The organism is Xanthomonas sp. WHRI 7065, assembly GCF_040203115.2.
Taxonomy (GTDB): domain Bacteria; phylum Pseudomonadota; class Gammaproteobacteria; order Xanthomonadales; family Xanthomonadaceae; genus Xanthomonas; species Xanthomonas arboricola.
Genome location: NZ_CP168194.1, coordinates 2,954,707 through 2,972,915, shown reverse-complemented (window position 1 = coordinate 2,972,915; position 18,209 = coordinate 2,954,707). Strand labels below are relative to the sequence as shown.

General features: G+C 66.0%; 11 protein-coding genes. 5 read left to right on the top strand and 6 right to left on the bottom strand.

What is annotated here, in order from left to right; genetic code table 11:
* Nucleotides 1-4: 4 nt before the first annotated feature.
* The 4 genes from ABQY64_RS12500 to ABQY64_RS12485 form a co-directional block, all read right to left on the bottom strand.
* Nucleotides 5-4,099, bottom strand: a complete 4,095-nt coding sequence (locus ABQY64_RS12500) for a response regulator (RefSeq protein WP_349779317.1) — start codon at nucleotides 4,097-4,099, stop codon at nucleotides 5-7.
* Between the two features lie 152 nt (nucleotides 4,100-4,251).
* Nucleotides 4,252-5,556, bottom strand: a complete 1,305-nt coding sequence (locus ABQY64_RS12495; RefSeq protein WP_349779318.1) for a DUF445 family protein — start codon at nucleotides 5,554-5,556, stop codon at nucleotides 4,252-4,254.
* A 264-nt stretch (nucleotides 5,557-5,820) separates the two neighbouring features.
* On the bottom strand, nucleotides 5,821-6,678 hold the full coding sequence (locus ABQY64_RS12490) for a plasmid replication/partition related protein (protein ID WP_104569912.1): 858 nt from the start codon (nucleotides 6,676-6,678) through the stop codon (nucleotides 5,821-5,823).
* A 112-nt stretch (nucleotides 6,679-6,790) separates the two neighbouring features.
* Nucleotides 6,791-8,143 (bottom strand): aspartate aminotransferase family protein, encoded by a 1,353-nt coding sequence (locus ABQY64_RS12485; RefSeq protein WP_104567413.1) that lies wholly within the window; start codon nucleotides 8,141-8,143, stop codon nucleotides 6,791-6,793.
* Nucleotides 8,144-8,552: 409 nt separating this feature from the next.
* Here ABQY64_RS12485 and ABQY64_RS12480 point away from each other — a divergent pair, with 409 nt between their 5' ends.
* The 5 genes from ABQY64_RS12480 (at nucleotide 8,553) to ABQY64_RS12460 (ending at nucleotide 16,131) form a co-directional block, all read left to right on the top strand.
* Nucleotides 8,553-10,232 carry an OFA family MFS transporter gene (locus tag ABQY64_RS12480; protein ID WP_047125188.1) on the top strand — a complete coding sequence of 560 codons (1,680 nt, stop codon included), beginning with the start codon at nucleotides 8,553-8,555 and terminating at the stop codon, nucleotides 10,230-10,232.
* A gap of 6 nt (nucleotides 10,233-10,238) precedes the next feature.
* On the top strand, nucleotides 10,239-11,084 hold the full coding sequence (gene fdhD, locus ABQY64_RS12475; RefSeq protein WP_349779319.1) for a formate dehydrogenase accessory sulfurtransferase FdhD: 846 nt from the start codon (nucleotides 10,239-10,241) through the stop codon (nucleotides 11,082-11,084).
* Nucleotides 11,081-13,429, top strand: coding sequence for an FdhF/YdeP family oxidoreductase (locus ABQY64_RS12470; RefSeq protein WP_349779320.1), 2,349 nt, complete (start codon nucleotides 11,081-11,083; stop codon nucleotides 13,427-13,429). Before fdhD ends, ABQY64_RS12470 begins: the two co-directional genes overlap by 4 nt.
* Complete coding sequence (locus ABQY64_RS12465; RefSeq protein WP_349779321.1) at nucleotides 13,419-13,688, top strand: hypothetical protein; 270 nt, start codon at nucleotides 13,419-13,421, stop codon at nucleotides 13,686-13,688. Before ABQY64_RS12470 ends, ABQY64_RS12465 begins: the two co-directional genes overlap by 11 nt.
* Nucleotides 13,689-14,838: 1,150 nt before the next feature.
* Nucleotides 14,839-16,131 carry an MFS transporter gene (locus ABQY64_RS12460; RefSeq protein WP_349779322.1) on the top strand — a complete coding sequence of 431 codons (1,293 nt, stop codon included), beginning with the start codon at nucleotides 14,839-14,841 and terminating at the stop codon, nucleotides 16,129-16,131.
* A gap of 59 nt (nucleotides 16,132-16,190) precedes the next feature.
* On the opposite strand, the gene ABQY64_RS12455 is transcribed toward ABQY64_RS12460, so the two are convergent.
* Nucleotides 16,191-16,652 (bottom strand): bacteriohemerythrin, encoded by a 462-nt coding sequence (locus tag ABQY64_RS12455; protein ID WP_039526813.1) that lies wholly within the window; start codon nucleotides 16,650-16,652, stop codon nucleotides 16,191-16,193.
* Nucleotides 16,653-16,837: 185 nt separating this feature from the next.
* Nucleotides 16,838-18,136 carry a diguanylate cyclase gene (locus ABQY64_RS12450; protein WP_024940515.1) on the bottom strand — a complete coding sequence of 433 codons (1,299 nt, stop codon included), beginning with the start codon at nucleotides 18,134-18,136 and terminating at the stop codon, nucleotides 16,838-16,840.
* Nucleotides 18,137-18,209: the final 73 nt, after the last annotated feature.

Sequence of the window (18,209 nt, the reverse complement as noted above, 5' to 3'; positions counted from 1 at the left end):
GCGGTCAGCGCAGGTGAGTGGCTTGCCAGTCGTGCAAGGTGGCCTCGGCGCGACGGAAATCGAAATCTTCCACTGCACGCTGCAGTGCTTCCTGCAGGATGCGCGGCAGACGCGGCGCGCAGATCAGCAGCGCGTGGTCGATCTTGTCGGCATCGTCGCTGCCCAGGGCCGCTTCCAGGATCTGCACGCTGTCCGCGTCCAGCGCGGCATCGTCATCGCCTGCTTCGGCGTCGCTGTCGCCGTGTTGCAGGAAGGCGTGGATCGCCGCGGCGGTGCGCTGCATGGTGTCCTTGAGTGCGAGCAGTGCCGAGGTGATGTCGTGGCCTTGCTCGATGCGGGTTTCCAGGTCGCTGGCGGCGCCGGCCAGGGCCGGCAATGCCAGCGACCCGGCCGCGCCACGCAGCTTGTGCGCCAGTGCGCCGATCGCCGGCAGCTCGTTGCGGCGCAGATGCTCGGCTGCGGCCTCGGCCGGGTCGGGGTTGTCGCGCAGCAGTTTGAGCAGATAGCGCTCGTACGGTTCGCGCTCGCGCCACAGGCTGCGTGCACGCGCCGCATCCAGCACCTCCGGGTCGGCGTGCTCCCACTCGGGGCCGCCTTGCACAGCGGTCTCGTGCGGCAGCGACGGGATGCGCCGCACACCGGGCTGCAGGAAGTGGCGGATGGCGGTGACCAGTTCCTCCACATTGAACGGCTTGGCGATGAAACCGTTCATGCCCGCTTCCAGCGCTTTCTCCTGTTGCGGGCGAAAGGCGCCGGCAGTCAGCGCGATCACCGGCAGGCTGGCCAGCGCGGGGATCTGCCGCAGCCGCCGCGTGGCTTCATAGCCATCGACCACCGGCATCTGCACGTCCATCAACACCAGCTGGAACAGCTCCGGCGCGCGCCTGAGCGTGTTGATGGCCTGCTCGCCATCGTGGGCGACCGTGACCATGGCGCCTTCGCCTTCGAGAATGCGCTGCGCCACTTCGCAGTTGATTTCGCTGTCGTCCACCAGCAGCAGATGCGCGCCTTCCAGCCGACGCGCCACGAAGGTGGGCGCCACCGGCCGCGCGCCGGGGCGTTCGTGGACCAGTTGCTCCACCAGCCGGTGCAGCGCCGCGCTGGTGACCGGCTTGGTCATCACCGCATCCAGGTCCTGCTGCTCGGGATGCTGTTCCAGCAGGCGACGCTCGTACGCGGTGACCATGACGATCACCGGATGCGGGCCGGGCACGGCGCGTGCGCGGATCTGCCGCGCAATCGCCACGCCGTCGATGTCGGGCATGCGCCAGTCGAGCAGGAAGATGTCATAGGGCTCGCTGGCCTGTTCGATCGCCTGCAGGGCGGCCTGGCCGCTGGCGACCGCATCCACGCGCCAGCCGAGTTCGGTGGCGATGCGCACCAGGTTGTTGAGTGCCGCATCGTGGTCGTCGGCGATCAATACCCGCGGCATCGCTTCCGGCGGCAGCGCCGGCAGGTCGCGCTGGGCCAGCGGCGGGGCGGATTTTTCCAGCGTCACCACGAAATAGAACTCGCTGCCGCGGCCGGGCACGCTTTCCACCTCCAGCTCGCCGCCCATCAATTCGATCAGGCGCCGGCTGATGGTCAGGCCCAGGCCGCTGCCGCCGTAGCGCCGGCTGGTGGAGGTATCGGCCTGCAGGAACGGCGAGAAGATCAGGCTCTGCTTTTCCTTGGAAATGCCGATGCCGGTGTCGCGCACCGAGAACAGCAGCTTGAGCTTGTTCGGATCGCCGCTGGGGAAGCGCCGCACCGACAGCACCACTTCGCCCTGCTCGGTGAACTTGATCGCGTTGCCGACCAGGTTGACCAGCACCTGGTTGATGCGCAGCGCATCGCCGAGCAACCAGCGGCAATCGCGCGGCAGCGGTTCGACGATCATTTCCACCGGTTTGGTGCTGAGCGAGGAACGCATCAGGTCGGCGATGTTGTCGAACAGTTGATTAAGGTCAAACGGTGCGCGTTCCAGATCGATGCGCCCGGCCTCGATCTTGGAGAAGTCCAGGATGTCGTTGATGATTTCCAGCAGCGAGCGTGCGGAGCGGTCGATCTTGGTCACCATGTCCTGCGCGGCACCGGGAAGCTCGCTGCGCTGGAGCAGGTACAGCATGCCCAGGATCGCGTTCATCGGTGTGCGGATCTCGTGGCTCATGTTGGCCAGGAAATCGGACTTGGACTGGTTGGCGCTCTTGGCCGCGTCCATCGCCAGGCGCAGCTGTTTCTCGTGCAGTTTCTGCTCGGTCAGGTCCACCGCCATGCCCAGGTAACCGATCACCTGATCGTTATCGTCGCGCAGGGTGCTCAGGGTCAGCAGCACCGGCAGGCGGCGGCCTTCGTGGCTGACGTAGGTCCATTCGCTGGTGTCGCTGCGGCCCAGGCTGGTCAGCGCCGCGATCGCCTCCAGCGTATGCGCCACCGGCGCGCCGGTCTGCTCGGAGAGCAGGTGCGCGCGCTCCTGCAGTTCCTCCTGCTCGATGAACTGGCCGGCCTTGCGGCGGCCGATCACCTCGTCGGCGTTGTAGCCCAGCAGTTTTTCCGCGGCGCGATTGAACAGCGTGACAAAGCCGCTGGAGTCGGTGGCGATGATGGCAAAGCCGGCGTGCGCCAGGATCGCGCGATGCAGCGCGGAGAACTTCATCAGCTCGCTGGTGCGTTCGGCGACCTGATGTTCGAGCGATGCATTCAGCGCGACGATGCGCTGGTGCGCACGCACCCGCTCGGAGATGTCGCGGAAGAAATGCGAATGCCCGCTCAGGGTGGCATCGCGTTCGATGATCGGGGCCTTGCTGGCCAGCACATGGACCAGGTGCCCATCACGATGGCGCATGCTCAGCGCCGCCGATGTATCGACCGAATGGCCTTCGTCGGCATGCTCGATGTCGGGGATCGCATACGGCTGTGGCGACAGCAGCATCGTCAGGTTCTGGCCGATCGCCTCGTCCGCGCTGTAGCCGAACATCGCTTCGGCAGCGGGATTCCAGTGGGTGATGTGTCCGTCCGGGGTCTCGGCAACGATGGCTTCGCTGGAATGGCTGACCAGTGCCGCCAGCTCCATCTGTTTGCGCAGCACTTCCTCGCGCCGCAGGCCGTTGCTGAAATACAGCACCAGCAATGCCGCCAGCAGCACCGACACCCCCAGCACCAGGCCGCCGATCAGCCACGGCGAGGTCTGGTTGAGCGAGGCCAGGAAGCTGGCGGTGGGGTGGGCGGTGATGATCCAGGTGCGGCCGTAGATCTGCAGCTGCTGCACCACCGGCGGGCGACGCGCGCTGTCGCTGGACGGCGTGCCGCTGCGGAAGAAGTTGTGGGTCGGCTCGTTCCGGTCGGACAGATCCAGCGCCACGTCGTCGCGCTCGCCCAGGGTGCTTTGCACCATCTGCTCGACGCTGAAGGGCGCATACACCCAGCCACTGGTCGCGGCCATGCGCTGTTGCGGTGTCTGCAGCGGCATGCCTTCGCGATACACCGCCAGCAGCACCAGGAATCCGCTTTCGCTGGGAATGCGATAACCGGACAGCGAGATCGGCGAGGTCATGATCGGCACGCCGCTGCGTGCGGCCTGCAGTGCCGCTGCGCGGCGACGCGGCTCGGAGGCGATGTCCAGGCCGATCGGACGGTTGCCCGAGGACTCCGGTTCGAAATACAGCACGATGTAACGCTCGCCGTCCCAGGGCTCCAGCGGCCGGCGCTTGATGTCCGGTGCGCCGTCGGCGCGCGCGGCCTGCAGGAAGGCCTCTTCGTCGGCAGGCGCGACGCGATGGATGTAGCCGTAGCCCAGCACGCCGGGAAACTCGCGCGCGTAATCGCGCGAGCGGCTGTACAGGGTGAAGCGGTCGCGACCGATGACATCCTTGCCGGCGCCGATCACCGCGCCACGCGCGCCGCGCAATCCGTGTTCGAAGGTATACATGCGCTCGCTGATGTTGCGTGTCAGCGTGCGCACCACATAGTTGAAACGCTGCTGGCGCTCGAGCTCGTTATGTCGCTGTAGCGACAGGCCGGCAGCAATGGCGGCGATCAGACCTGCGGCGAGAATCAGCAGGGCCCCGATCGATGCACGACGCCCGTATTTTCTGCGCAGATCCCAGCGGCCATTCGGCATTTCTGTTCCCTTGCCTTGCCTGTTGCGTGCCCGGTGTGCTGGCCGACAGCGAAGTCGGTCTCGTGGTGGCGCCTGACGATCATCAGACTACGTGCAGTCCCCCCGGCGTCCGCACGTGCTTCCGGTGGGCGATCAACGTCATTGCCAATGCATCAGAACGCCAGCCAGATCGATAATGCGTGAAGGGCAAGGCCGATCAGTCCGCCCACCAACGTTCCATTGAACCGAATGTATTGCAGATCGCGTCCGACACCCAATTCCAATTGTTCGACGAGGTGACGTTCGTCCCAACTTTTCATCGTCGACGCGATATGGTCGGTCACCGATGCGCGCAAGCGTGTGGTGAGTTTGTCGGCAGCCTGCAACATGTGCTGGTTGAGCGCTTCGCGCAGCGAGGGATCCTGCGACAGGGCCTGGCCGAGCGATTGCATGGAGCGCTCCATATGCGCGGCCATCGACGATTCCTCACGCGCCAGGTCGTTGCGCAGTGCATCGCGAATCTCGCCCCACAGACCTTGCACGTAGTCCTGCAAGGCCGGATGTTCGATCGCGCGCTGCTTGAGTTCTTCCACGCGCTCGGCCATTGCCGGCTCGTCGCGCAGGCGTGCGATGTAGCGTTGCAGCCAGGCTTCATAGTCGAGCCTGATTGGATGCTCGGGCGTCTTGAGGATGTCCTGCAACTCCTCGATCGCCGCACGCGCCATGCGGTCGGCCAGGCTGTCGCCGATCTCCTCGATCGGCTTGACCCAGTTCACCGTGCCGACCAGCTTGGGCCACTCGCGCCGCGCGTAACGCACGATCAAGGCCGAGGCACGCGTCTTGACCTGCTCCTGATCCAGCCACTCGCCCAGGCGCAGCAGCACCTCGTCCAGCAATTTCTGATGCCGGCCATCGGTGGTGAGCAGCGCCATCACATCGCCGACGGTGGCGGCGGCATTCCACTTGCGCAGACGGTCGACCACGAAGCGCTGGATCGCGCGGCGCACCGCGGCCTCGTCCAGCAGCTCCAGCGCCTGCAGCATCCAACTGCGCGCCATCTGCGCGAGCATGCGCGCCTGTTCGGGTTTGGCCAGCCATTCGCCCAGGCGGCTGGCCGGGTCGAACACGCGCAGCTTGTCCATCAACGCCTCGGGGGCGAGGAACTGGTCGCGCACGAACACCGCCAGGCCATCGGCCAGACGGTCCTTGCCGCGCGGCAGGATGGCGGTGTGCGGAATCGGCAGGCCCATCGGCCGCCGGAACAAGGCCACCACCGCGAACCAGTCGGCCAGTGCGCCGACCGTGGCGGCTTCACAGAAGGCCGAGACCCAGGCCCAGACGCCTTGTTCGCCCATCACGTGGCTGACGACGAAGCCGGCGAACATGGCCAGCAGCAGGGCCACCGCCAGCAGCTTCATGCGCTGCAGCTGGGCACGACGGGGATCGACGGGGCGGGGAGTGCTAACGCTTGGTTCCATCTGCGCAGTGTACCCAGTCGCCGGAGCAGGGCATGTCCACAGCCGGGCGTAATGGCCCGGTAGGAGCGCGCCTGAGCGCGACGGCGTTACCGGGAAAGCCGCGTCGCGCCCGGGTGCGCTCCTAACGGGTGGTTGCAGCGATCGCGGTTGCCGTTCGCGGTGGTGGCCGATCGATTCTGTAGGAGCGCGCTTGCGCGTGATGGCGTTACCGGGACAGCCACGTCGCGCCCGGGTGCGCTCCTACGGTGATGCACCGTCTGGCACTTAGCCGCGCAGGCGCTCCAGCTGCGACTGCAGCGCGGTCACCTTGGCCTGCAGCGCGGCGTTTTCGTTTTCCAGTTCGGTGACGCGGCGTTGCAAGGCTTTCATGTCGCGGCGTTCGGCTTCGCCGCCTTCGGCCTCGTCGGGCTTGGGTTTGCGTTTGGCGTCGCGTACGCGCTTGGCAGCCTGTTTGAGCTCGGCCTTGCCGGCCTGCGCGGCGGCGCGTTGCTCGTCCTCGGACAAGGTGGCCACGGCAGCGGCGGCGCTGATCGAAATCTCGCCGGCCTTGACCGCCTGCACCACTTCCGGGGCGGCCTGCTTGTGGATGCGCTCGATCATCACCACCTGGTTGTTGCTCAGGCGGGCCTCGCGCGCCAGCTCGGCGCGGCTGACCGGGGTGGAGGTTTCTTCCCACGGTGGGCTGTCGCTGTCCGCGGCCGCCGGCGTGGCGTCGTGGTCGATGCCGGTGGCCGGCTGCTCAGCGTCGGCAACCGCCGGCGCTTCGGCAGCGGCGTCGGCGTCGCGCTGGCTGCGCTGGCGTGCGGCCAGGATCTCGCGCTTGCGCAGTGCCAGCACGCCACGCTGGAAGTCCGACACGCTGCGCCGGCCCAGGTGCTGCTCGATCATCCACAGCTGCACATCCTGCATCGACTGGAAGCGCGGGTTCTGCACGGTCTGGAACGGCAGGTCGTGCTTCTGGCAGATGCCGTAGCGGTTGTGGCCATCCACCAGCACGTCACCCCACAGCACCAGCGCATCGCGGCAGCCTTCGGCCAGCAGGCTGCGCTCCAGCGCCTCGTGCTCGTCGGGCGTCAGCGGGTCGATGTAGGCCTTGAGTTCTTCTTTGACAACGATGTTCATGCGGCAACTGCGGGGAAGTGCGGGGCCGGCATTGTAGTGAGCCTGCCCCGGCTTTGCGCGCTTGACCGCGCCGCGTGCCGGCGTTACGCGCGGGCGCCTGGGTCGCTCGTCGTCAGGCGGTGCTGCGCAGGATCTTTGCCAGCGTTTCAACCATCTGCCCGATCTGTTCGGGGGTGACGATCAGCGGTGGTGACAGCGCGATGACATCGCCGGTGACGCGCACCAGCAGGCCGCCGTCGTGGAAGCAGCGTTCGAACACCTCGTAGCCGCGTGCGCCGGGCGCGCCGTCGCGTGGCGCCAGCTCGATCGCGCCGATCAGGCCGATGTTGCGGATGTCGATGACATGCGGCAGCCCGCGCAGGCTGTGCAGCGCGTCTTCCCATTGCGGGCCCAGCGTGATCGCGCGGTCGAACAGGTGTTCTTCGGCGTAGGTGTCCAGCGTGGCGATCGCCGCGGCGCAGGCCAGCGGATGGCCGGAATAGGTGTAGCCGTGGAAGAGCTCGATCGCGTTCTGCGGCCCCTGCATGAAGGCCGCGTGGATCGCATCGGCCACCAGTACCGCGCCCATCGGCACGCTGCCGCTGGTCAGCCCCTTGGCGGCGGTGATCAGGTCCGGCGTGACGCCGAAGCGTTGCGCCGCGAACGCCTCGCCGACCCGGCCGAAGCCGGTGATGACCTCGTCGAACACCAGCACGATGCCGTGGCGGTCGCAGATGGTGCGCAGCCGCTGCAGATAACCTTCCGGCGGCAGGATCACTCCGGCCGAGCCGGATACCGGCTCGACGAAGACCGCCGCAATGGTCGAGGCGTCGTGCAGGGTGATCAGGCGTTCCAGATCGTCGGCCAGCTCGGCGCCGTGCGCCGGCAGCCCGCGCGCGTACGCATTGCGTTGCAGATCCAGCGTATGCCGCAGATGGTCGGTGCCAGCCAGCAGGGGGCCGAACCATTTGCGGTTGTTGGGCAGCCCGCCGATCGACATGCCGCCGAAGCCGACCCCGTGATAGGCCTTCTCGCGCCCGATGAAGCGGGTGCGCTGGCCCTCGCCGCGCAGGCGGTGGTAGGCCAGCACGATCTTCATCGCGCTATCGACCGCCTCCGAGCCGGAGTTGGTGAAGAACACATGGCCCAGGCCCGGCGGTGCGATCGCGGCCAGCCGCTGCGCCAGCACGAACGGCAGCGGTGAACCCATCTGGAAGGTCGGCGCGAAATCCAGCGTGCCGGCCTGCTCACGGATCGCCGCCACGATGCGTTCGCGGGCGTGGCCGGCATTGCAGCACCACAGCCCGGCGGTGCCGTCCAGGATCTGGCGGCCGTCGACATCGCGGTAGTACATGCCGGCAGCGGAGGCCAGCAGGCGCGGGTGCGCCTTGAACTGGCGGTTGGCGGTGAACGGCATCCAGAACGCGTCCAGGTGCGCCGGTGCCTGCAGCGCGTGCGCGCCATCGCGCGGAGGGTGGTCGTGCATGGCGGACTCCGTCGCTGGGAAGCGTCCGACTGTACGGCCACCGCGCGTCTGCCGTCACCCCGGCCGAGCGCGACGGCGAGCACGATTTGCGGACCCGCATGCGCCGATCCGCATGGACTAGTCAATTAGTCGCAACGTCGGCCGCTAAGCTTTGGGAACGCCTTGTGGCGCAGGCCATGACGGGTTTTTGACTGGCTACGGGGCGCGCCGAAGCATTGCAAAGATTCAACGATCGCCGATGATGCGCCAGACGAGTGCCAGTTGGGCCTGGTAGTCGCCGCTGCCCTTATCGCAACACGTCAATCGATCGCAGCCATCAATCGTTTTCGGAACCACTGACACCGCCTGCGCGCAGCCGTCCTGTCGGGCGCTCCGGACACACTTCATCGCACTTTTTAGGGGAACGGGAATGACACAAGGGTCCACCGTGGCGAGCGCCAACGGCGCAGACGCCGGCCTGCTGTCCAAGGAGCGCATCGTTGCGCGTCCGGGCTTCAATCGTTGGTTGGTACCGCCGGCAGCACTGGCGATCCACCTGTGTATCGGCATGGCCTATGGCTTCAGCGTGTTCTGGTTGCCGCTGTCCAAGGCGCTGGGCATCACCGAGGCAATCGCGTGCCCGGCCGACATGGGCCTGTTCGCGCGCATGGTCGCCACCACCTGCGACTGGAAGATCAGCGAGCTGCAGTGGATGTACACGCTGTTCTTCGTGCTGCTGGGCTGCTCGGCGGCGATCTGGGGCGGCTGGCTGGAACGTGCCGGCCCGCGCAAGGCCGGTGTGGTCTCGGCGCTGTGCTGGTGCGGCGGGCTGGTGATTTCGGCGGCCGGCATCCACTTCCATCAGATCTGGATGCTGTGGCTGGGTTCGGGCGTGATCGGCGGCATTGGTCTGGGCCTGGGCTATATCTCGCCGGTGTCGACGCTGATCAAGTGGTTCCCCGACCGTCGCGGCATGGCGACCGGCATGGCGATCATGGGCTTCGGTGGCGGCGCGATGATCGGCAGCCCGCTGGCCGATGCGCTGATGCGTCACTTCGCCACGCCGACCTCGGTGGGCGTACTGGAAACCTTCCTGGTGATGGCGGCGCTGTACTTCGTCTTCATGATGGCCGGCGCGTTCGGCTACCGCGTGCCGCCGAGCGGCTGGACCCCCGCCGGCTGGACCGCGCCGGTGGCCAGCAACAACGCCATGATCACTGCCAACCACGTGCACGTGAGCAAGGTCTGGGGCATCCCGCAGTTCTGGCTGCTGTGGGGCGTGCTGTGCCTGAACGTGTCGGCCGGCATCGGCGTGATCGGCATGTCCTCGCCGATGCTGCAGGAAGTGTTCGGCGGCCGGTTGATCGGGGTGGATGTCGGCTTCGGCAGCCTGGATACGGCGCAGCTGGCCAGCATCGCGGCCATCGCGGCCGGCTTTACCGGCCTGCTCAGCCTGTTCAACATCGGCGGGCGCTTCTTCTGGGCCAGCATGTCCGACAAGCTCGGCCGCAAGAACACCTACACGCTGTTCTTCGTGCTGGGCATCTGCCTGTACGCGGCTGCGCCGTCGGCCGGCGGCGTGGGCGGCATCGCGCTGTTTGCGGGCATCTTCTGCATCATCCTGTCGATGTACGGTGGCGGCTTCGCCACCATCCCGGCATATCTGGCCGACCTGTTCGGCACCCAGATGGTGGGCGCCATCCACGGCCGCCTGCTGACCGCCTGGGCCACCGCCGGCATCCTCGGTCCGGTGGTGGTCGGCTACATGCGCGAGTACCAGCTGGCCCACGGCAGCCCGCCGTCACAGGTCTACAACACCACCATGTACATCCTCGCCGGCATGTTGGTGCTCGGTCTGATCTGCAACCTGTTGGTGCGCCCGGTGGCCGCGCGTCATTTCATGACGCCCGAAGAACTGGCGCGCGAGAAGCAGCTGGCGCACGAGAAGGTCGACCGCAGCGGCAAGGCGGTGCTGCCGCCGGAGCAGATGGCGCGCATCGGGCATGGCGGCAACCCCGCCCTGGTCGCGTTGGCCTGGCTGGCGGTAGGTGTGCCGATGTCCTGGGGTATCTGGGTCACGCTGCAGAAAGCCTTCGTGCTGTTTCATTGAGATGAGATGACACTTCCGTCTTCCCGTTCCGTACGCGCTGGCAGTGTGGTGCGCACGGTTGTCCGCCACCGCGGCGGCCGCAACGCCACGGTGCAGGACATGGTGGCGGCCGAAATGCCGGTCGCGTTCAACTACAACGGCGTGCCGTTCGCGGTGATGATGGCCACGCCGGAAGACCTGGAGGATTTTGCATTCGGGTTTTCGCTGAGCGAGGGCATCGTCGACCACCCGCAGGATCTGCGGGTGGTGGCGGTGGAGACGTTTCTGGAAGGCGCTTCGCTGCAGATCGAGATCCCGCCCGAGCGTGCCGCTGCGCTGGACCGGCGACGGCGCAATCTGGATGGCCGCAGCGGTTGCGGGGTGTGCGGCAACGAATCGATCGAGGCGGTACTGCGTGTGCCGCCGCTGCTGCAGTCGGCGTTGCAGATCGATGCGCAGGCCTTGGCGCGTGCGCTGGAAGCGCTGCACGCGCAGCAGCCGATCGCCGCACAGACCGGCGCGGTGCATGCCGCCGGTTGGGCCGATGCACACGGTGTGGTGCGCTACGTGCGCGAAGACGTCGGCCGCCATAACGCGCTCGATAAGTTGATCGGTGCGCTGGCGCGGGAGCGCGTCGATGCATCGCAAGGGTTTGCGGTGGTCACCAGCCGCGCCAGTTACGAAATGGCCATGAAAGCCGCGCAGGCCCGGATCCCGCTGCTCGCAGCGATTTCGGCACCGACCGCTCTGGCGATCAGCCTGGCCGACAGTGCGGGACTGACCCTGATCGGGTTTGCCCGCGATCACGATTGTGTCGTTTACAGCCATCCGCAGCGCCTGAATCTGGGCGTTGGCGTGGGAGAGCCCGCATGAGCAAGAAGACCATCCAGCAATACGACAATCCCGCCGGCGGCTGGGGCGCATTGCGCTCGGTCGCCAAGCACCTGATGGAACAGGACATCGCGGTGCAGGGCGCCAAGACGCTGCTGCACGCCAACCAGCCGGACGGTTTCGACTGCCCCGGCTGCGCCTGGCCCGACCGCGATCACACCTCCACCTTCGAGTTCTGCGAGAACGGCGCCAAGGCCGTCGCGGCCGAGTCCACGGCGCGTCGCGCCGGGCCGGAGCTGTTCGCCTCGCACAGCGTCAGCCTGCTGTCGCAGTACAGCGATTACTGGTTGGAAGGGCAGGGCCGGCTGACCCAGCCGATGCGTTACGACGTGGCCACCGATCACTACGTGCCGGTGAGCTGGGACGAGGCCTTCGCGCAGATCGCCGGGCACCTCAACGGGCTGGCATCGCCGGACGAGGCGATCTTCTACACCTCCGGGCGCACCAGCAACGAGGCGGCCTTCCTGTATCAGTTGTTCGTGCGTGAGTTCGGCACCAACAACTTCCCCGACTGCTCCAACATGTGCCACGAGCCGTCCGGCACCGCGCTGCGTTCGCAGATCGGCGTGGGCAAGGGCACGGTGTCGCTGCACGATTTCGAACTGGCCGATGCGATCTTCATCTTCGGCCAGAACCCGGGCACCAACCATCCCCGCATGCTCGGCGAGTTGCGTCAGGCTTCCAAGCGCGGCGCGGCGATTGCGGCATTCAATCCGCTGCGCGAGCGCGGGCTGGAGAAGTTCGCCGACCCGCAGGACAAGCTGGAGATGCTGCACAACGGCTCTACCCGCATCGCCTCGGATTATTTCCAGCTCAAGATCGGCGGCGATCTGGCCGCGGTCAAGGGCATCATCAAGCATGTGCTGGAGCGCGACGCACAGGCCCAGCGCGACGGCACGCCACGGCTGCTGGATCTGGAATTCATCGACGCCCACACCGCCAACTTCGACGCCTTCGCTGCCGAGGTGCACGGCGAATCCTGGGACACCATCGTCGAAGAGTCCGGGCTGGACGAAGCGGCGCTGCGCAAGGCCGGCGAACTCTATCTCAATGCCGAGCGCGTGATCGCCTGCTGGGGCATGGGCATCACCCAGCACAAGCATTCGGTGGCCACCATCCACATGATCACCAACCTGCTGTTGCTGCGCGGCCATCTTGGCCGGCCGGGCGCGGGCGTGTGCCCGGTGCGGGGACACAGCAACGTGCAGGGCGACCGCACGATGATGATCTACGAAAAACCGCCGGCCGCGTTTCTGGACAAGTTGCAGACGCTGTTCGGGTTCGCGCCGCCGCGCGAAGACGGTTTCGACACCGTTGGTGCGATCGAGGCAATGCTGGACGGGCGCGGCAAGGTGTTCTTCGCGATGGGCGGCAATTTTGCCGCCGCCACGCCGGATACCGACGCCACGCATCGCGCGCTGCGCAATTGCGAATTGACCGTGCATGTCACCACCAAGCTCAATCGCAGCCACCTGGTGCACGGGCGCGATGCGCTGATCCTGCCCTGCCTGGGCCGTACCGAAATCGACATCCAGGACGCCGGGTCGCAGGGCGTGACGGTGGAAGATTCGATGAGCATGGTGCACCTGTCGGCCGGCATCAATCCGCCGGCCTCGGCGGAGCTGTTGTCCGAGCCGGCGATCGTGGCGCGGCTGGCCGAGGCGACGCTGGGTGCGCGCAGCGCGATCCGCTGGCGTTGGCTGGTGGGCGACTACGACCGCATTCGCGACCTGATTGCCCAGGTGTTCCCCGATTTTGCCGACTTCAACCAGCGTGTGCGGGTGCCGGGCGGCTTCCGCTTGTCCAACACCGCGCGCGATCGCCAGTGGGTGACGCCCGAAAAGCGCGCGGTGTTCAAACCGCACGCGGTGCCGACCGACAACCCGATCCATCGCGCACGCCGCAGCCACACCGAGCAGATGGTGTTTACGCTGGCCACCACGCGCTCGCACGATCAATACAACACCACCATCTACGGGCTGGATGATCGCTACCGCGGCGTGTTCGGCGAGCGCCGCGTGCTCTTCATCAATGGCGCGGATATCGCCGCGTTGAACATGAAGGCCGGCGACTGGGTGGACCTGGAGAGCCTGTGCGAGGACGGTGTGCACCGCGAGGCGCGTCGCTTCCTGCTGGTGGACTACAACATTCCGCGCGGCTGCCTGGCGGCGTATTACCCGGAAACCAACGCGCTGGTGCCGTTGTCCAGCTTCGCCGACGAAGCGCGCACGCCCACCTCTAAGTCGATTCCGGTGATCGTGCTGCCGCACCGTGCCGAAACCGCCGATGCGGCGCCGCGAGACATCGGAGCGGTGCTTGTCCGCTGATCCACAGCTCACCGCGCTGCTGCTTGCCGCGTTGGCCGACACGCCCGAGGGCGTGTCGCTGGCGCGCCTGTGCAAGCAACTGGGCGTGCGCATGAGCGTGCTGCTGCGCACCCTGGCGTGGTTGGGTAACGCCAGTCTGGATGGTCAACCCGGTCCGGGCTGGATCCAGGTAGAAGACCGCGGCGAGCGCCAGCTCGCAGTGCTGACGGATCTCGGGCTGGCAGCGCATGCGCAACGTGCAATAACGCAAACGCAGTAGGGCGACTGAGCAACTTGCTGGTTCTTCCCGGCTGCTTCACTTGCACCGGAAGCTGGTCGGACGCACCGTGATCCAAATAACGCAGGCCACGCTTTGCTTGCAACCAAACACACCGACCATCTTGACTGGTCCTTGTCCGCTCACCGTCGCGGGACCTTACGCGGCATGGATGCCGCGTAAGAGCCTACAAGGATGTACTTGCGGCGTGTCCCGCGATGGTGGGCGGGCAAGGGCCCCGCAGCAAAGTCGCAGACCCGACGCTCTGCAAGCGATCTATCAGCACTATCCGACCACTCCAAGACCCACCGAGCTCTTCAATGGTGGCGCCGTTATGGATGCAGTCGAAGACTTGGGTCAAAAGCCTGGTTGATCGAGCGCGCGGTGCCCTCACCGCTTGCGGGACACGCCGTGAATCCATCCGTGGAGGCTCCTCGGCGGCATCCATGCCGCCGAGGGTCCCGCAACCGGCAAGGACACCGCACCAGAGAGTTGGTCGGCTGCTTTCCTCAAAGCTTATTTCTCGGCTTGCGGTGGGAAGATGAGACGTTTGTAAGTCGCGTGTTGAAAGCCTGTTGCTCGGCCTGCATCGGGAGCTGATCGGGTGCAACGCGATCCGAACAACGCGCATCAAGCACTGCTCTTACCGCGCACACCGACCACCTCGACAGGTCCTTGTCCGCTCACCGTCTCGGGACCTTACGCGGCATGGATGCCGCGTAAGAGCCTACAAGGATGTACTTGCGGCGTGTCCCGCGATGGTGGGCGGACAAGGGCATTGCAGCAAAACTGCAGATCATCCGCTCTACAAATAATCTATCAACACTGTCCGATGCTCCAAAGCAACCGAGATTCCGAGTGTTGGCGGTGCCTGAGGACGTGCTTGCGACGTGCCCCGCGATGGTGGGAGGGCAAAGGTCCAGCTACCAAACCGCAGACCCGAGGCTCTGAAACTGACGCATTCTCAGCGCGGTCAATCATCAGCTGACGACAGTTCGCTTTGCTTTACCGATCATTATCCGACGAGAAGCTGATTCGGCCCGAAAGGCAGGCAGTCACGGCTGTAACCTTTCGTGAGCAGGTTGGTCTGCGCAAACCGTTGCTGCAATCTGCCAGAATCGGCTGACTTGTCTTGTCTGGATGCCGATCAACGATGACTGCTGCTGCGCCGCTTGCCGCTCCCATCAATTCGCCTGCGCGCGTGCTGTTCGCCAGTCTGATCGGCACCACCATCGAGTTCTTCGATTTCTATATCTACGCCACCGCCGCGGTGCTGGTGTTCCCAACGCTGTTTTTTCCGGCGGGCGATGGCAGCGCGGCGATGCTGCAGTCGCTGGCGACGTTTGCGGTGGCCTTTATCGCACGGCCGGTGGGCTCGGCGGTGTTTGGCCATTTCGGCGACCGGATCGGGCGCAAGGCCACGTTGGTGGCGGCGCTGCTGACGATGGGCCTGTCCACCGTGGCGATCGGCTTGCTGCCCAGCTACGCCCAGATCGGCGTGTTCGCACCTGCGTTGCTGGCGCTGTGCCGCTTTGGCCAGGGCCTGGGGCTGGGGGGCGAGTGGGGCGGGGCCGTGCTGCTTGCCACCGAAAATGCGCCGCCCGGCAAGCGCGTGTGGTACGGCATGTTTCCGCAGCTGGGTGCGCCGCTGGGCTTTCTGCTGTCCACCGGCACCTTTCTCGGCATGGGCGCGTTGCTCAATGATGCGCAGTTCATGCAATGGGGCTGGCGGGTGCCGTTTCTGGCCAGCGCATTGCTGGTGCTGACCGGCCTGTGGGTGCGCCTGAGCATCACCGAGACGCCGGACTTCCAGAAGGCCTTGGACCGCAAGACGCGCGTGCGCCTGCCGCTGGGTACGGTGATCTCGCAGCACTGGCCGGCGCTGATCATCGGCACACTGGGCGCATTCGCCACCTTCGTGCTGTTCTATCTGATGACGGTGTTCGCGCTGGGCTACGGGACCAAGACCCTAGGCTACGACAAGGAGCAATTCCTGCTGTTGCAGATGGCAGGGATCGTGTTTTTCGCGATCGGCATTCCGCTGTCGGCCAGGTTCGGCGACCGGCATGGCGCGCCGCTGGCGATGATGCTGGCCAGTGTGGCGATCATCGCGTTTGGGTTGGCATTTGCGCCGCTGTTTCAGGCCAATCACCCGTTGCAGGTACTCGCATTCCTGGCACTGGGATTCTTCTTCATGGGCCTGACCTACGGCCCGTGCGGCACGCTGCTGGCCGAGCTGTATCCCACCGAAGTGCGCTACACCGGGGCCTCGCTGTCGTTCAACCTAGCCAGCATTCTGGGGGCAGCACCGGCGCCGTACGTGGCCACGCAACTGGCCGCACGCTATGGCGTGCAGGCGGTCGGGCAGTATCTGGGCGCCGCGGCGGTGTTGAGCCTGCTGGCGTTGGTCGCGGCCCGCAGATCGCGTCGCCGGGTTGGCGTTTGAAGGCGTACGCTGGGCGGCGTCATCGGTGAGGCGGATTGCGCCCAGGTGCAGAGCGGTCGCTAGCGGAACAGGCGCTTGAGTGTGCGTCCCAGCCAGTTGCCGTGCTGGTGGCTGCGCGCGAACTGGTCCAGATGTGCGATCACCTGCGGCGCATAGGCCTGGTCGTCGCCGCGGATATGGTTGAACAACCAGCGTGAGAGCATGCTGCGGAGTTCGTCGCAGACGTCTTCGCCGGCCTGGAACCGCAGCCGGTACTCGCCGACACGTTTGCCGAAGACCTCGTGCACGCGCTTGTGCGCCAGGCTGAAGGGGTAGCCGGCTTCCTCCATCAGTTCTTCCTCGAAGGCAAAATGCGACAGCGTGTAGTCGATCAATTCGTCGATCACCTCGGCCACTGCCAGGCGTTGCAGGCTGGCGTGCGCGGCATGCAACTGATTGATCATTTCCACGATGCGCCGGTGTTGGTGATCGATGACCTCGATCCCGGTGTTGAGGTCGTCCTGCCAGACCAGCAAAGCCATCGTTCGCCCTTGTTCCATAGGATGAGGGCACGATAGGCGCGCGTGATCGCCAACGCGTTGATCTGGATCAAATCCGGCTACGGCGCGCGGGCGGCGTGCATGCTGCGGGGCGATTCTGTGTTGCCGAAGATACAGCCGGCCTGGGAGCGCGCCGCCGGCCGTGCAGCGCACGAACCTGCCCCCGCTCAGCTGGCCAGACGCACCTGGTTGCGGCCGCCCGCCTTGGCCAGGTACAGGTACTTGTCCGCTTCGCCCAGCAGATGGTGCAGCGACTGGCCGTCTTCGGTGGCGATGCACACCCCGATGCTCACCGTCATGCTAAGGGTTTCGTCGCCGATCCTCACACGCAGTGCGCTGATGCGTTCGCGCAGGGTTTCGAAGTAGCTGGTGGCGTTGGCGGCATCCAGCCCCGGGACCAGCAGGCAGAATTCTTCGCCGCCGAAACGCGCCACCAGATCCTGCGGCCGCGCATGACTGGAGACCGACGCGGCCACCGCGCGTAGCGCCTGGTCGCCGGCTTCGTGGCCCCAGGTGTCGTTGATGTGCTTGAAGTGGTCGATGTCCAGCATCGCCGCGGTAACCGTCTGCTCCTGCGACAGCAGGGTGGGGATCACCCGCTGGCTTTGTTCCAGGAAATAACGCCGGTTGGGCAGGCCGGTGAGGAAGTCGCGGGTGGCCAGGTCCTGCAGCGTGCCGATCAATTCCAGCTGGTCCACGTTCTGCGACACGCGGCAGAAGAACTCTTCGCGCGAGAACGGCTTGCGCAGGAAATCGTTGGCACCGTTCTTCAGGAAACGCGGGATCAGCGATGAGTCGTTATTGCCGGAGATGCCGATCACCGCGACCTTGTCGCGTGAACGGATCGCGCGCAGCCGGCGGGTGAATTCCACCCCTTCCATGCCGGGCATTTCCTGGTCGACGATGGTCAGGCGGATGCCGGGGTCGCGCTCGATCGCCTGCAGGCCGGCCGCACCATCGGCTGCCAGCACCACGCGGTAGCCGTACATCGACAGCAACGCGGCCGCATAGGTCCGTGCGGACAGGGAATCGTCCACCACCAGCGCGGCGATGCGGCGATTGCGCTCCAGGCGTTGTACCAGCCAGGCCAGATATTCGATGCTGCCGGGCGCGTTCTTGAGCACGTAATCGATGATCTGCTGCTGCAGCACACGCTGGCGCAGATCCTCGTCATAGACGCCGCTGACCACCACCGTGGGCAGCTTGCGCGAGAGGAAGAATTCCACGACCTTGTCGCGGTCGCCGTCCACCAACACCAGGCCGGTCAGGACCAGAAACCAGCCGTCTTCTTCGTCCAGTACACGGGCGGCTTCCGCTAGAGTCGACACGACCGTGACCGGCAGCTCCACGCGTTGCTCGATGGCCTCGCGCAGCATGCTGGTGAAAGTGCGCGAGTTCTCCACCAACAACACGCGTTGCGGCAGGACTGCGCTTTCACTATTGCGATGTAGGGTACCTGGGGACATCGGCTGGCCGTGCGGATCGAACCGTCATACCAGCTAACGGCCCTGCTCGCCAAAACTTGAGCGCCGCGTCTCA